The sequence below is a fragment of the Pseudomonas morbosilactucae genome (genome assembly GCF_023241715.1).
Taxonomy (GTDB): Bacteria; Pseudomonadota; Gammaproteobacteria; order Pseudomonadales; family Pseudomonadaceae; genus Aquipseudomonas; species Aquipseudomonas morbosilactucae.
Genome location: NZ_JALQCW010000036.1, coordinates 84,789 through 99,550 on the forward strand (window position 1 = coordinate 84,789; position 14,762 = coordinate 99,550).

The following is a 14,762-nucleotide window of genomic DNA, read 5'->3' on the forward strand; positions in this document are numbered from 1 at the left end:
GTGCCTCGTCATAGGCAAAATCTAGTCCAGCAGGTCCAACTGCAGATACTCGGCGACTGCCTGCGCGCTCGGCGCCTTGAGCTTGGGCACCCGGCCCAGGCAAGGCGCCGGCAGACGCTCCGCCAGGGTGGCCAGGTTCTCTTCAAGGCGCGAGGTTTTCGGCTCGATGATATTGGCCACCCAACCCGCCAGCTGCAAACCGTCCTGGGCGATGGCTTGCGCCGTCAGCAGCGCATGGTTGATGCACCCCAACCGCACGCCCACCACCAGGATCACCGGCAGGTCCAGGGCCATGGCCAGGTCCGAAAGGTTGTCCTGATCCGCCAGGGGCACCCGCCAGCCGCCAGCGCCCTCGATCAGGGTAAAGTCCGCGCCCTTGGCGAGAATATGCCGCATAGGCTTGAGCAGCGATTGCACGGTCAAGGCCACGCCGGCTTCCCGGGCCGCCAAGTGCGGAGCGATGGCTGGCTCGAACGCCACCGGGTTGACCTCTTCGTAACGCAGCGGCAACGACGATTCAGCCAGCAGCGCCAGGGCATCGGCGTTGCGCAGGCCTTTGGGCGTCAACTCACAACCGGAAGCCACGGGCTTGCCCGCTGCGGTGCTCAAACCCGCCAGGCGCGCTGCATGCAGCAGGCCAGCGGCAATAGTGGTCTTGCCCACATCGGTGTCGGTGCCAGTGATGAAATACGCGGGGCTCATAGAGGCTTCTCCAAAACGGCATAGACCACCTGATACGTCGCCGGCAACCCCTGATCCTGACGGAACCCTTCGTAGGCGCCGATCAGGCCGCTGATCCGCGCCCGCCCGGTCAACCCACCAGGGCGCCCCGGGTTCAGGTTATGCGCGCCCAGCGCCTTGAGTTCATGGGTCAGGCTGCGCACATCGGGGTAGTGCAGCACGTGCGGGCAGTTTTCCAGGCTCCGCAGGCCCAGGCCGCTGCCCCCACAGAGTTGCTGATAACGCTCGAACTCACGAAACCGATTGACGTGCACCTGGCCATCGACCTGGCCCCAGCTCTCACGCAACTCGTACAAGGTACCCACGCACAGGCTGGCAAAAGCCAGCACGCCACCCGGCCTCAAGACCCGCTGCGCCTCCCTGAGTACCGAGGCAAAATCCGCGCACCATTGCACCGCCAGGCTGGAGAAAATCAAGTCGCAGCAGTTGTCCTGCAAGGGCAGGCGCTCGGCATCACCGGCCAGAAAGTACTCGGCGCCGCCCTGGGGCCGGGCGTGGTTAAGCATGCCCTCGGCAATGTCCAGGGCCACCCCCTGGCTGCCCGGAAAATGCTCGCCCAGCACACGGCTGAAATACCCGGTGCCGCAGCCCATGTCCAGCCAGCGCTGTGGCACAAAGCCCTGGGGCAAACGATCGAGCAGCGCGTGCCCGACGGCTCGCTGCAACTCGGCAACACTGTCGTAGCTGGCCGCCGCACGGGAAAACGATGCCGCCACCTGGCGCTTGTCAGGCAAGCCGCCAGTCAGGGTAGGAAAAGACAAATCAGTCATCACCGGACTCATGCAAAAAGGCCTGAATCGCCCCCGCCACAGCGTGGGGGTCTTCCAGAAGAAATCCGTGGCTGGCCTGTTCAATCAGACCAATCTCGACATCCGGCAACAGGGCCAGCAACTCGGTGGCCGCTTCGGCCGGCACCAGGCCATCCAGCCCGGCGAACAGGTGCAACTGCGGCCCGCGGTAGTCTTGCAGGGCCCGTCGGGTGTCCAGCTGCGCCAACAGTTCCAAGCCCGCCATCAGCACCGCCGGCGGCGTGTTCGGCGCCCCACCCAGCAACAGTCGTGACAGGCCGCGCGGGTCTTCGGCGCCTTGGGCGCACAACAGGCTGAAACGCTTGAGGGTCAGCCGCGGATCGCTGCTGCAACCCGCCAGAAACCCATCGAAGGTGGCTTCCGGCATGCCACTCGACCACTCGCTGTGGGCGACAAAACTGGGGTTGCTGGCCAAGGTCAGCAAACCGCAGCAGCGCTCCCCCCGACGCGCCGCCAGCTCCGAGGCGAGCATGCCCCCCAGGGACCAGCCGCCCAGCCAGGCGTCATCGGCCAGGGTGGCATCCAACTCATCCAGCCAATCGCCCAGGTCGCTGGACTCCAACTCCGGCAGCGGTTCGATCTCCACCCGCAGGTGTTCATCCAACCCCTGCAAGGCTGCCGCCAGAGGCTCCAGGGGCGAAACGCCCAGGCCCCAGCCGGGTAGCAGAATCAGTCGATCACGCATGGCTTGGCTCCGCTCCCAGTTCGCTGAAACACTCCGCCAGTGCGTCTAACAATAGCTGGACCTGCGCCTCGCTGTGGGCCGCCGAAAGGGTTACACGCAAGCGCGCGCTGCCGGCCGGCACCGTGGGTGGACGGATGGCCGTGACCATCACCCCGCGTTCACGCAGCCGCTGCGACAGCGCCATGGCCCGGGCACTGTCGCCCACCATGATGGGCTGGATCGGCGTGAAACTGTCCATCAGTTCCAGGCCAATCTGCTCGGCACCCTGGCGGAACTGGCGAATCAGCGTGTTCAGGTGCTCGCGCCGCCAATGCTCGCTGCGCAGCAACTCCAGGCTTTTCAGGGTCGCGCAGGCCAGGGCCGGCGGCTGGCTGGTGGTGTAGATGTAAGGCCGGGCGAACTGCACCAGGCTCTCGATCAGCTCTTCGCTACCGGCGACAAAGGCCCCGGCGGTCCCAAAAGCCTTACCCAGAGTGCCCACCAGCACCGGCACGTCCTCCTGGCTCAAACCGAAGTGTTCGACAATGCCGCCGCCATGGGCGCCCAAGGGCCCGAAACCGTGAGCATCGTCCACCATCAACCAAGCGCCCTTGGCCCGGGTTTCACGGGCCAGCGCCGACAAGTCGGCGAGGTCGCCGTCCATGCTGAACACGCCGTCGGTGACCACCAGGGTATTACCGGTGGCTTTCTCCAGGCGCTTGGCCAGGCTCTGGGCATCGTTGTGCAGGTAACGGTTGAAACGCGCCCCGGACAACAAGCCGGCATCCAGCAAGGACGCGTGGTTGAGGCGATCCTCCAGCACCGTGTCGCCCTGCCCGACCAAGGCCGTGACCGCACCGAGGTTGGCCATGTAGCCGGTGGTAAAAAGCAAGGCGCGGGGGCGCCCGGTGAGGTCCGCCAGGGCTTCTTCCAACGCGTGATGGGGAGTGCTGTGGCCGATGACCAGATGGGACGCCCCGCCGCCCACGCCCCAACGGCTGGCACCGGCGCGCCAGGCTTCAATCACCTGGGGGTGATTGGCCAGGCCCAGGTAATCGTTATTACAGAACGCCAGCAACGGCTGGCCATCCACCACCACTTCCGGCCCTTGGGGGCTTTGCAGCAGGGGGCGTTGACGATAAAGGTTGTCGGCACGACGGGCAGCCAGACGCGCGGCGAGATCAAAAGACATGCTGGCCTCGATAGTGGCTCACAAACACATTACCTGTAGGCGCTGGCTTGCCAGCGCAGCAAGCGACGCGAACTCAGCCGGCTGGGCGGAGTTCGCGGGATTCGCCGGCAAGCCGGCTCCTACAATAGAAGGCGATCAGACGGCGGCGTTGTAGAACTGCTCGCTGCTCTTCTGCTCGACCAGGGCTTGCTCGATGGCCGCCTGATGTACTTCGTCAGCGTGCTCTTCACGGGCTTCCGGCTGGATGCCCAGACGTGCGAACAGTTGCATGTCCTTGTCAGCCTGGGGGTTGGCAGTGGTCAGCAGTTTGTCGCCGTAGAAAATCGAGTTGGCGCCGGCGAAGAAGGCCAGGGCCTGCATCTGCTCGTTCATGGCTTCACGGCCGGCCGACAGGCGTACATGGGATTGCGGCATCAGGATGCGCGCCACGGCCAGCATGCGGATAAAGTCGAACGGGTCGACATCGTCAGCGTTTTCCAGGGGCGTACCGGCGACTTTCACCAGCATGTTGATCGGCACCGACTCAGGGTGCTCCGGCAGGTTGGCCAGTTGGATCAGCAGGTTGGCGCGGTCGTCCAGGGACTCGCCCATGCCGAGAATGCCGCCGGAGCAGATTTTCATTCCGGCATCGCGCACATACGCCAGGGTCTGCAGGCGCTCGCTGTAAGTGCGGGTGGTGATGATGCTGCCGTAGAACTCCGGCGAGGTGTCGAGGTTGTGGTTGTAGTAGTCGAGGCCGGCCTGGGCCAGGGCTTCGGTCTGATCCTGGTCCAGGCGGCCCAGGGTCATGCAGGTTTCCAGGCCCATGGCCTTCACGCCTTTGACCATCTGCAGCACGTAGGGCATGTCTTTGGCCGACGGGTGCTTCCAGGCGGCGCCCATGCAGAAGCGGGTCGAACCAATGGCCTTGGCACGAGCGGCTTCTTCCAGGACCTTCTGCACTTCCATGAGCTTTTCTTTTTCCAGCCCGGTGTTGTAGTGGCCGGACTGCGGACAATATTTGCAATCTTCCGGGCAGGCGCCGGTCTTGATCGACAACAGGGTGGAAACCTGGACGCGATTGGCGTCGAAATGCGCGCGGTGCACCGTCTGCGCCTGGAACAACAAATCGTTGAATGGCTGAACGAACAAGGCTTTGACTTCAGCCAAAGACCAGTCATGACGCAGGTTGGCGGTGGTGCTGGCGCTCATGGGCGATTCCTTGATTATGCTTGGCTAACGACTGCGGGCAGGCAATACCCACAACCGCGACACGGATGTTCGGCATATTTAAGGAAGCGCCATGCACTGTCAACCAGAATACAAAGGACCGGTTTACATCTGGTTAAATAACAACCAACCCTGCTTACTCTGTGATCTCCCCAGCCAGACCGCCGCGCCCATTTGCCAAGCCTGCAAGAGCGAGCTGCCCTGGTTGGGCGATCAGTGCCGGATCTGCGCCCTGCCCCTGCCCGACAGCGGGCTGATCTGCGGCCAGTGCCTGAAACAGCCCCCCGATTTCAAGCAGGTGGTGGTGCCTTGGGCCTACGGGTTCCCCATCGACAGCCTTATCCTGCGCTTCAAGCACAACGGGAAATGGCCTTTTGGCAACCTGATGGCCGGTCTTCTCGGCCACTCGCTGCACTTTCGCTTCAACGAGGGTTTGCCCCGACCCGACGCGCTGGTCCCCGTGCCCCTGGCCACCAAGCGCCTGCGACAGCGCGGCTACAACCAGGCGGCGATGCTTGCCCACTGGCTCAGCCAACAGCTGGGCATCGCCAGCGAGGAACACCTGCTGCTGCGCACCCAAGACACCCAGGCGCAACAGACACTGGATGCCCGTGCCCGGCAACGCAACCTGCGCCAGGCCTTTGCCCTGGCACCCGGCGCGCAAGTGCAGGGCCGTCACCTGGCCTTGGTGGACGACGTGCTGACCACCGGCGCCACCGCTCAAACCCTCGCCCGCCTGCTGCTCCGGGCCGGCGCCCGGCGAGTGGATGTGTATTGCCTGGCACGCACCCCGAAACCCGGGGAGGCTGACTGACTTGACAGCCACCCCCCAAGCCGCAAACTCGCCCCACTCCCAGCCTGCAAAGCACCTCGTCATGCCCATGCCCAGTTTGTTGACCCAGCACATCGTCCGTCGCCCGCAGCGCATCGCCCTGCTGCAACACATCGCCGAGCAGGGCTCCATCACCCGCGCCGCGAAAAGTGCTGGCCTCAGCTACAAGGCCGCCTGGGACGCCATCGACGAGTTGAACAACCTGGCGCAAAAGCCCCTGGTGGAACGCAGCATCGGCGGCAAGGGCGGCGGCGGCGCCAAACTGTCCAGCGAGGGCCAACGGGTGTTGCGCCTGTACCAGCGCCTGCAAGCCTTGCAGGCCCAGGTCCTTGAGGCCGCAGAAGACGCCAGCGACCTCGATCTGCTGGGGCGGCTGATGCTGCGGACCAGCGCCCGCAACCAATTGCACGGCACGGTGCAGGCGATCACCGCCCATGGCTGCAATGACCTGATCCGCCTGGAGCTGGCCGGCGGCCTGACCCTCCAGGCGCAGATCACCCACGACAGCACCCTGCGCCTGGAACTGGACCTGGGCACCGAAGTGGTGGCGCTGATCAAGGCCGGCTGGCTGGAGCTGCTCGCCCCCGAGCAACCAGAAACACTTGGATACAATTGCCTGGAAGGTCGAATTGAGGGACTTCTCGACACCGAAGACGGCCCCAGTGAGGTGCGCATCAGCCTGCCCAGTGGCCAGACCTTGTGCGCCCTGGCCGAGCCTGCGCAGTTGCGTAGCCTCGCGCTGAGCCCGGGTCAGACGCTGCGGGTGCAGTTCACACCCGGCAACGTTCTGCTGGGCACGCCGCTGTAGTCGCAACAACTGCAACATTTCCGTCATGGAGGCTGATTAAGGTGGCTGCAAAAACCTGCAGGAAGCCTGAAATGAGCCTATTAGAAGAAGACCAACCCACCGACCTGGAACGCATCGTCGGCCTCAGCCGTCGCAGCTTCATCAGTGCCGGCGCCCTGTGCGGCGCCGCCATGTTTCTCGGTGGCAACCTCTTGAGCCGCAGCGCCCTGGCCGCCAGTGTCAGCGCCGGGGCCAGCCGGTTGCTGGGCTTCGAAGGCATCGCTGCCGCCACCACCGACCGCATCAGCCTGCCACCGGGCTACGCCGCGTCCGTGCTCATCAGTTGGGGCCAGCCGCTGAACCAGGACGGCCCGGCCTTCGACCCCAGCGGTAACGGCAGCGCCCAGGCCCAGGAAGTGCAGTTCGGCGACAACAATGACGGCATGAGCCTGTTTGCCTTCCCGGACGACCCGCACCGCGCCCTGATGGCCATCAACAACGAATACACCAACTACCGCTACCTCTATGCCCACGGCGGCATGCCGCAGTCGGCGGAAGAAGTACGCAAGGCCCTGGCCTGCGAAGGTGTCTCGGTGATTGAAGTGCGACGCCAGAACAACGGCCAATGGCAGTTCGTCCAGGGCTCGCGCTACAACCGACGTATCCACGGCAACACGCCGATCAATCTGAGCGGGCCCGCCGCAGGCCACGCCCTGCTGAAAACCAATGCCGACCCTCACGGCAAACAGGTATTGGGCACCTTCCAGAACTGCGCCAACGGCATGACGCCTTGGGGCACCTACCTGACGTGCGAAGAAAACTTCACCGACTGTTTCGGCAGCAGCAACCCCGAGCAGGCATTCGACCCGGCGCAAAAACGCTACGGTGCCGTGGCCGCCAGCAAAGACATCAACTGGCATCAGCACGACCCGCGCTTCGACCTGGCCCATAACCCCAACGAACTCAACCGTCACGGCTGGGTGGTGGAGATCGATCCCTTCGACCCTCAGTCCACCCCGGTCAAGCGCACCGCCCTGGGCCGCTTCAAGCATGAGAACGCGGCCCTGGCGCAAACCAAGGACGGCCGCGCCGTGGTCTACATGGGCGACGACGAGCGTGGCGAGTTCATCTACAAATTCATCAGCCGCGACAAGATCAACCATCAGAACCCCAAGGCCAATCGCGACCTGCTGGACCACGGCACCTTGTACGTGGCCCGCTTCGACGCTGGCGACGGCAACCCGGACCACCCCAAGGGCCAAGGCCAATGGCTGGAACTGAGCCACGGCAAACAGGGCATCGACGCCAGCAGCGGCTTTGCCGACCAGGCCGAAGTGCTGATCCACGCGCGCCTGGCGGCCAGCGTGGTCAAGGCCACACGCATGGACCGCCCGGAGTGGATCGTGGTCAGCCCCTCGGACGGCCAGGTCTATTGCACCCTGACCAACAACGTCAAACGCGGCGAAGACGGCCAGCCAGTAGGCGGCCCCAACCCACGGGAGAAGAACGTCTACGGGCAGATCCTGCGCTGGCGCACCGGCGGTGACGACCACGGCGCCATGGACTTCACCTGGGACCTGTTTGTGGTCGCCGGCAACCCCGGCGTGCACGCCGGCCAGGCCAAGGGTGGCTCGTCCAACATCACCCCGCAGAACATGTTCAACAGCCCGGACGGTTTGGGTTTCGATCAGGCTGGGCGCCTGTGGATCCTCACCGACGGCGACGTCAGCAACAGCGGCGACTTCGCCGGCATGGGCAACAACCAGATGCTCTGCGCCGATCCGGCCAGCGGCGAAATCCGTCGTTTCATGGTGGGCCCGGTGGGTTGCGAAGTGACGGGTATCACCTTCTCTCCGGATCAGAAAACCCTGTTCGTCGGCATCCAGCACCCGGGTGAAAACGGAGGCTCGACCTTCCCCGAGCACCTGCCCAACGGCAAACCCCGCTCCTCGGTGATGGCCATCACCCGGGAAGACGGCGGCATCATCGGCGCCTGACCGCTATCGCCGGCGAGCCGGCGTCTGCCACGCTCAAGGCAGGCGCCGACTGGCCGGCAATAACCGCGGCAAAGCCCCCGGATAACACCCGTCTGCGCTAACATGCCTGGCCGGACGCAGCCGCCTGCTGCGCGCAGGAGTCAGCATGTCTCACCCGTTCGCAACACTCACACCCGACCTGGTCCTCGATGCCGTTGAAAGCATTGGTTTTCTCAGTGACGCCCGGGTCCTGGCGCTCAACAGCTATGAAAACCGTGTCTACCAAGTGGGCATCGAAGACGGCGAGCCGCTGATCGCCAAGTTCTACCGGCCCCAGCGCTGGAGCAACGAGGCCATCCTCGAAGAACACCGCTTTACCTTCGAACTGGCCGAGTGCGATGTGCCGGTGGTCGCGCCGCTCATCCACAACGGCGCCAGTCTGTTCGAACACGCCGGCTTTCGCTTCACCCTGTTTCCACGTCGTGGCGGCCGTGCGCCGGAGCCCGGCAACCTCGACCAGCTCTACCGCCTGGGCCAGTTGCTGGGGCGCTTGCATGGCGTGGGTGCCACCCGCCCCTTCGAACACCGCGAAGCCTTGGGGGTGAAGAATTTCGGCCACGACTCCCTGGCCACCCTGTTGGAAGGCAACTTCATTCCCAAGAGCCTGCTGCCGGCCTACGAGTCCGTGGCCCGTGACCTGCTCAAGCGCGTGGAAGACGTGTACCAGGCCACGCCGCACCAGAACATCCGCATGCACGGCGATTGCCACCCCGGCAACATGATGTGCCGCGACGAGATGTTCCACATCGTCGACCTCGACGACTGCCGCATGGGGCCAGCGGTCCAGGACCTGTGGATGATGCTCGCCGGCGACCGCCAGGAATGCCTCGGCCAACTCTCGGAACTGATGGACGGCTACAGCGAATTCCACGACTTCAACCCTCGGGAGCTGGCCCTGATCGAGCCCCTGCGCGCCCTGCGCCTGATGCACTACAGCGCGTGGCTGGCGCGACGCTGGGATGACCCGGCCTTCCCTCACAGCTTCCCCTGGTTTGGTACCGAGCGTTACTGGGGCGACCAGATCCTGGCGCTGCGCGAGCAATTGTCGGCGCTCAACGAAGAGCCCCTGAAATTGTTCTAACCCCACCCGTAGGACCTGGCTTGCCAGCGATAGCAATCTTGCGAACGCCTCGCCAGCAAGCCGGCTCCTACAGAAAAGCCCCCCTCCGTAGGAGCTGGCTTGCCAGCGATAGCGGTCTTGCGGACGCCTCGCCAGCAAGCCGGCTCCTACAGAAACCCGCCCCCTCCGTAGGAGCTGGCTTGCCAGCGATAGCGGTCTTGCGAACACCATCGCCGGCACGCGGCCTCAACCGCGAGCGCAAAAGCCAGGACAGGTATAGACATTTCTCCTTACAATCGTCGTTTGTTAGCTGCCTAAGCAAGGACTCTGCATGCAAGCCGCCAACCCGCGCCACGGGTACATCCTAGGCCTGAGTGCCTACATCATCTGGGGCCTGTTCCCGCTCTACTTCAAAGCCATCGCCAGCGTGCCCGCCGTGGAAATCATCATCCACCGGGTGCTGTGGTCGGCGTTGTTCGGCGCATTGCTGTTGCTGGTATGGAAACACCCAGGCTGGTGGCGCGAACTGCGGGACAACCCCAAGCGCCTGGCGATCCTGGCCTTGAGCGGCACCCTGATTGCGGCCAACTGGCTGACCTATGTCTGGTCGGTGAACAATGGGCGCATGCTCGAAGCCAGCCTCGGCTACTACATCAACCCCCTGGTCAACGTATTGCTGGGCATGCTGATCCTCGGCGAACGCCTGCGGCGCCTGCAGTGGCTGGCGGTGGGGTTGGCGACGGTGGGTGTGCTGCAGCAAGTGTGGCAAGTGGGCAGCCTGCCCTGGGTGTCCCTGGTGCTGGCGCTGACCTTCGGTTTCTATGGGCTGATCCGCAAACAGGCGCCGGTCAAGGCGCTACCCGGGCTGGTGGTGGAAACCTGGATGCTGGTGCCCATCGCTGCCGCCTGGCTGTTGCTGCACCCGGAGGCCAGCAGCGCCCAGGCCCATTTCTGGACCACTTCCGAAGCCTGGTGGCTGGTGGCGGCCGGCCCGGTAACGTTGGTGCCACTGGTGTGTTTCAACGCGGCTGCACGGCACCTGCCCTACACCACCCTGGGCTTCCTGCAGTACCTGGCACCGACACTGGTGCTGTTGCAGGCCGTGCTGTTGTTTGATGAACACTTGTCGTCCAGCACCTTGCTGGCCTTCATGTTTATCTGGGCCGGGCTGGCGGTTTACAGCGTGGATGCCTGGATCAGCCTACGCGGCCGGCGCTGATCAAAAAACGCTCAAAGCCTTGCAGGCCATGATATCCGTGGCCTGCAGGCATCCTTCCCAAGGTTATCCACAACGTGATCCCCGCCGTTTGTGCACAAGCCCTTGAAACTGCTGGTTTTTTGATCAGATCCTGAAGAGCCACGGCCCGCCTGGGCTGGCGCTCAGTCTCTACAGGTTATCCACAGGCGCATGCACCTTAAACTTGGATAACCCGCAGCACCGGTCACCCCTCGCTGCGCAGCACCAACTCCACCATCAGATCGTCCGCCAGGGTTTCCAGGCGTGATTGCAAGACATCCAGGGACAACGTCAGGGGCACCGCCAGAATGGCCTCGGCATGAAACAGCGGCTCGCTGCTCATGGGCGCCGGCCGCACTTCGGTGACCAGGCTTTCCAGGTTGACCCCCTGCTCGCTCAGCAAACGGGTGATGTCGCGCACGATGCCCGGCCGGTCGTTACCCACCAACTCCATGGCGATCGGCTTCCAGGTGCAGGACTGCTCGATCCCGCTGTCGGCAAGCAGCACGCGAATGCCCTGGGCCGCCAGCCCCTGCAGGGCCTCCACCAACTCGTCGTAGGCTTCGGCCGGAACACCCACCCGCAAGATCCCGGCAAACTGCCCGGCCATGCGCGACATGCGGCTCTCCAGCCAATTGCCGCCGTGCTCAGCGATGCACTGGGCGATGCGCTCGACCTGTCCGGGTTTGTCCGGGGCAAATACGGTGAGTACGAGGTGGTCCATGGCGCAGCCCTCTGTTCAGGATGAAAGAGCAATTATAGGCAGCCTGGAATCCAACAGCTTCCGCTCCACCTTGTAGGCGCTGGCTTGCCAGCGATCGACACCCTCAAGCCCTGCGCAAAGCCTCAATCTTCAATCGCCGGCAGCCGGCTCATACAGAGGGCCGAAGGGAAGGAAAATACAAATCGTGTACAACTCTTTAGATTTATCTGGAACAATCAATCGTTTTTTTGAGAACATCCGACTCCCCGGCGTGACCGCGATGCTTTTCTGAGTCGCGGAACGACGTATTTAGTCTAATTTTCACAAGCGCAATTCATCATGTAGTATGCCGCAGCGCGCACTACATAACGTTGGATCGATGTCTGCCAAGGCGCAGTCGCAACCTTTGAAAGCCCCCGTCAGCAAGGCTCAGCCGTTGATTGGAAGCACCCAGCCGCCGGCAATGGCATGTACTGGAAACAGGGGTTGTGCTTTAAATGGCCCGAGGCTTCATTGTTAATTTGAAGAGCTGAAAAGCGAAATAGCTGAGCAGAGTGAGGCAAGCAATGACTGAACACGTTCAAGTCGGTGGCCTGCAGGTCGCCAAAGTCCTGTTCGACTTCGTGAACAACGAAGCCATTCCCGGTACCGGCCTCACCGCCGAGGCATTCTGGGGCGGCGCCGACAAGGTCATTCACGACCTGGCGCCGAAGAACAAAGCCCTACTCGCCAAACGCGACGATTTCCAGGCGCGTATCGATGCCTGGCACCAATCCCGTGCCGGTCAAGCACACGACGCCGTGGCCTACAAAGCCTTCTTGCAAGACATCGGTTACCTGCTGCCAGAAGCAGCGGACTTCCAGGCGACGACACAAAACGTCGACGAAGAAATTGCCCACATGGCCGGCCCGCAACTGGTGGTGCCGGTGATGAACGCGCGCTTTGCCCTGAACGCCTCCAACGCCCGCTGGGGCTCGCTGTACGACGCGCTGTACGGCACTGACGCCATCAGCGAAGCCGACGGCGCAGAGAAAGGCAAAGGCTACAACAAGGTCCGCGGCGACAAGGTCATTGCCTTCGCCCGTGCCTTCCTCGATGAATCCGCGCCATTGACCGCCGGTTCCCATGTCGACTCCGTGAGCTACAAGATCGTCGGCGGCAAGCTGGTGGTCGGCCTCAAGGGCGGCAGCAACAACGGCCTGCGCGATGACGCGCAACTGATCGGTTACCACGGCGACGCCGCTGCACCGAGCGCCATCCTGCTCAAGCACAACGGCCTGCACTTCGAAATCCAGATCGATGCCAGCAGCCCGGTCGGCCAGACGACGCCGCCGGGGTCAAGGACCTGCTGATGGAAGCGGCCCTGACCACCATCATGGACTGCGAAGACTCGGTCGCCGCCGTCGATGCCGACGACAAAGTGGTGATCTACCGCAACTGGCTCGGCCTGATGAAGGGCGACCTGTCCGAAGAAGTCGTCAAGGGCGGTAAATCTTTCACCCGCACCATGAACGCCGACCGTGAATACACCGGCGTCGATGGCTCGACAGTGAAACTGCACGGCCGCTCGCTGCTGTTCGTACGCAACGTTGGCCACCTGATGACCATCGACGCGATCCTCGACAAAGACGGCAACGAAGTACCGGAAGGCATCCTCGATGGCCTGGTCACCAGCCTCGCCGCCATCCACAACATCAACGGCGGCACCTCGCGCACCAACAGCCGGACCGGCTCGGTGTACATCGTCAAGCCGAAGATGCACGGCCCCGAAGAAGCCGCCTTCACCAACGAGCTGTTCGGTCGTATCGAAGACGTCCTGAACCTGCCGCGCAATACCCTGAAGGTCGGGATCATGGACGAGGAGCGCCGCACCACGGTCAACCTCAAGGCCTGCATCAAGGCCGCCAGCGAGCGCGTGGTGTTTATCAACACCGGCTTCCTCGACCGCACCGGCGACGAGATCCACACCTCCATGGAAGCCGGCGCCATGGTGCGCAAGTCCGCCATGAAGGGCGAGAAATGGATCGGCGCCTACGAGAACTGGAACGTCGACATCGGCCTGTCCACCGGCCTGCAAGGCCGTGCGCAGATCGGCAAAGGCATGTGGGCCATGCCGGACCTGATGGCCGCCATGCTCGAGCAGAAAATCGCTCACCCACTGGCCGGTGCCAACACCGCCTGGGTACCGTCGCCGACTGCCGCCGCCCTGCACGTGCTGCACTATCACAAGGTCGACGTATTCGCCCGCCAGGCCGAACTGGCCAAGCGCGAGCGCGCTTCGGTGGACGATATCCTGACCATTCCCCTGGCCAGCAATACCGACTGGTCCGCCGAAGAAGTGCGCAACGAACTGGATAACAACGCCCAGGGCATCCTCGGTTACGTGGTGCGCTGGATCGACCAGGGCGTGGGCTGTTCGAAAGTGCCGGACATCAACGATGTCGGCCTGATGGAAGACCGCGCCACCCTGCGTATCTCCAGCCAGCACATCGCCAACTGGCTGCGCCATGGCATCGTCACCGAAGCCCAGGTGCTGGAAAGCCTCAAGCGCATGGCGCCGGTGGTGGATCGGCAGAACGCCGGTGACGCGCTGTACCGTCCATTGGCCCCCGACTTCGACAGCAACATCGCCTTCCAGGCGGCGCTGGAGTTGGTGATCGAAGGCACCAAGCAGCCCAACGGCTACACCGAGCCGGTACTGCACCGTCGTCGTCGCGAGTTCAAGGCCAAGAACGGCCTGTAAACCCGCGCGATAGCCCCAACGAAAAAGCCCCGGTCCGCAAGGCCGGGGCTTTTTCATGGGCAGGTATTGGCAGCGTCCGGGCCGCCAGGCTCAACCCTAAGGAACAACCCCCAGCTCATGCTTGACCAGGGCCAGCAGCTTGCTGGTGTCCACCGGCTTGAGCAGAAAGTCCACCACACTCAAGTGCATGGCCTCGATGGCATCACGCACGTCGGCGTCCCCGGAAATGATGATGATCGGCAACGCCGCCCGCTCCGACTCGCGCACTTGGCGTATCAGGTCGAGGCCGCCACAGGGCGCCATGCGCAAATCGGTGATCAGCAAACCAATCGATTTGCTGGACTGGAGCAACTCCAGGGCCGCCACACCACTGGCGGCGGTCATGCAGCGAATACCGTCCAGAGCAAGGATTTCCGAGAGCAACTCCCGCGCATCCTTGTCGTCATCGGCGATCAGCACACGCTGGGGCGGCAGATCAGGCTCCAGCATCACGGCACTCAGCGCCTCGCGCTCGGCATCGCTCAAAATATCGTGGTCAGACATATGTTTCTCTGAATAGACAGATCAATCCCCTAGCACAGTGGTCAGACATCGCCAGGCAGGCCTTCAATGTGCACTTCGTCGGAAAAATTTCCAATCCCTTTGATCAGCACCTTTGTGCATGGATCAGCGGGGTTTCAATGCCAAATGTTGCGCCTGACGGCGGCTACCTAGACTTACGTCCAATGGGCACCCTGCGCCGACCGGCC

General features: G+C 63.4%; 12 protein-coding genes and 1 pseudogene. 6 read left to right on the plus strand and 7 right to left on the minus strand.

Going from position 1 to position 14,762, the window contains the following annotated elements; translation table 11 throughout:
* Positions 1 to 21: 21 nt before the first annotated feature.
* The 5 genes from bioD to bioB all read right to left on the minus strand — a co-directional run bounded on the left by bioD (position 22) and on the right by bioB (position 4,597).
* Positions 22 to 702: a dethiobiotin synthase gene (bioD, locus tag M1B34_RS15950; RefSeq protein WP_123327497.1), complete on the minus strand. Its 681-nt coding sequence runs from the start codon at positions 700 to 702 to the stop codon at positions 22 to 24.
* Complete coding sequence (bioC, locus tag M1B34_RS15955) at positions 699 to 1,511, minus strand: malonyl-ACP O-methyltransferase BioC (protein WP_268265611.1); 813 nt, start codon at positions 1,509 to 1,511, stop codon at positions 699 to 701. Before bioC ends, bioD begins: the two co-directional genes overlap by 4 nt.
* Complete coding sequence (locus tag M1B34_RS15960) at positions 1,504 to 2,235, minus strand: alpha/beta fold hydrolase (protein WP_268265612.1); 732 nt, start codon at positions 2,233 to 2,235, stop codon at positions 1,504 to 1,506. Before M1B34_RS15960 ends, bioC begins: the two co-directional genes overlap by 8 nt.
* Positions 2,228 to 3,406 (minus strand): 8-amino-7-oxononanoate synthase, encoded by a 1,179-nt coding sequence (gene bioF / locus M1B34_RS15965; RefSeq protein ID WP_268265613.1) that lies wholly within the window; start codon positions 3,404 to 3,406, stop codon positions 2,228 to 2,230. Before bioF ends, M1B34_RS15960 begins: the two co-directional genes overlap by 8 nt.
* Before the next feature lie 135 nt (positions 3,407 to 3,541).
* A complete protein-coding gene (gene bioB / locus M1B34_RS15970) occupies positions 3,542 to 4,597 on the minus strand; it encodes a biotin synthase BioB (protein ID WP_268262761.1) in 1,056 nt (351 codons plus the stop codon).
* 91 nt (positions 4,598 to 4,688) lie between these two features.
* Here bioB and M1B34_RS15975 point away from each other — a divergent pair, with 91 nt between their 5' ends.
* The 5 genes from M1B34_RS15975 to rarD all read left to right on the plus strand — a co-directional run bounded on the left by M1B34_RS15975 (position 4,689) and on the right by rarD (position 10,549).
* Positions 4,689 to 5,429: a ComF family protein gene (locus M1B34_RS15975; protein WP_268262760.1), complete on the plus strand. Its 741-nt coding sequence runs from the start codon at positions 4,689 to 4,691 to the stop codon at positions 5,427 to 5,429.
* Between the two features lie 61 nt (positions 5,430 to 5,490).
* Positions 5,491 to 6,255, plus strand: coding sequence for a TOBE domain-containing protein (locus M1B34_RS15980; protein WP_268265614.1), 765 nt, complete (start codon positions 5,491 to 5,493; stop codon positions 6,253 to 6,255).
* 71 nt (positions 6,256 to 6,326) lie between these two features.
* Entirely contained in the window at positions 6,327 to 8,231 is a 1,905-nt protein-coding gene (locus M1B34_RS15985; RefSeq protein WP_268265615.1) for a PhoX family protein, read from the plus strand.
* A 145-nt stretch (positions 8,232 to 8,376) separates the two neighbouring features.
* Complete coding sequence (locus M1B34_RS15990; protein ID WP_123327505.1) at positions 8,377 to 9,351, plus strand: serine/threonine protein kinase; 975 nt, start codon at positions 8,377 to 8,379, stop codon at positions 9,349 to 9,351.
* A gap of 310 nt (positions 9,352 to 9,661) precedes the next feature.
* Positions 9,662 to 10,549, plus strand: a complete 888-nt coding sequence (rarD, locus tag M1B34_RS15995; protein ID WP_123327506.1) for an EamA family transporter RarD — start codon at positions 9,662 to 9,664, stop codon at positions 10,547 to 10,549.
* A 223-nt stretch (positions 10,550 to 10,772) separates the two neighbouring features.
* Here the strand turns inward: rarD and M1B34_RS16000 are convergent, their stop codons facing one another.
* Positions 10,773 to 11,291, minus strand: a complete 519-nt coding sequence (locus M1B34_RS16000) for a glycine cleavage system transcriptional repressor (protein ID WP_268262757.1) — start codon at positions 11,289 to 11,291, stop codon at positions 10,773 to 10,775.
* Between the two features lie 545 nt (positions 11,292 to 11,836).
* On the opposite strand from M1B34_RS16000, the pseudogene M1B34_RS16005 reads away from it, so the two are divergent.
* A pseudogene (locus M1B34_RS16005) lies at positions 11,837 to 14,013 on the plus strand (malate synthase G).
* A 96-nt stretch (positions 14,014 to 14,109) separates the two neighbouring features.
* Here the strand turns inward: M1B34_RS16005 and M1B34_RS16010 are convergent.
* Entirely contained in the window at positions 14,110 to 14,556 is a 447-nt protein-coding gene (locus M1B34_RS16010; protein ID WP_268265616.1) for a response regulator, read from the minus strand.
* Positions 14,557 to 14,762 lie beyond the last annotated feature (206 nt).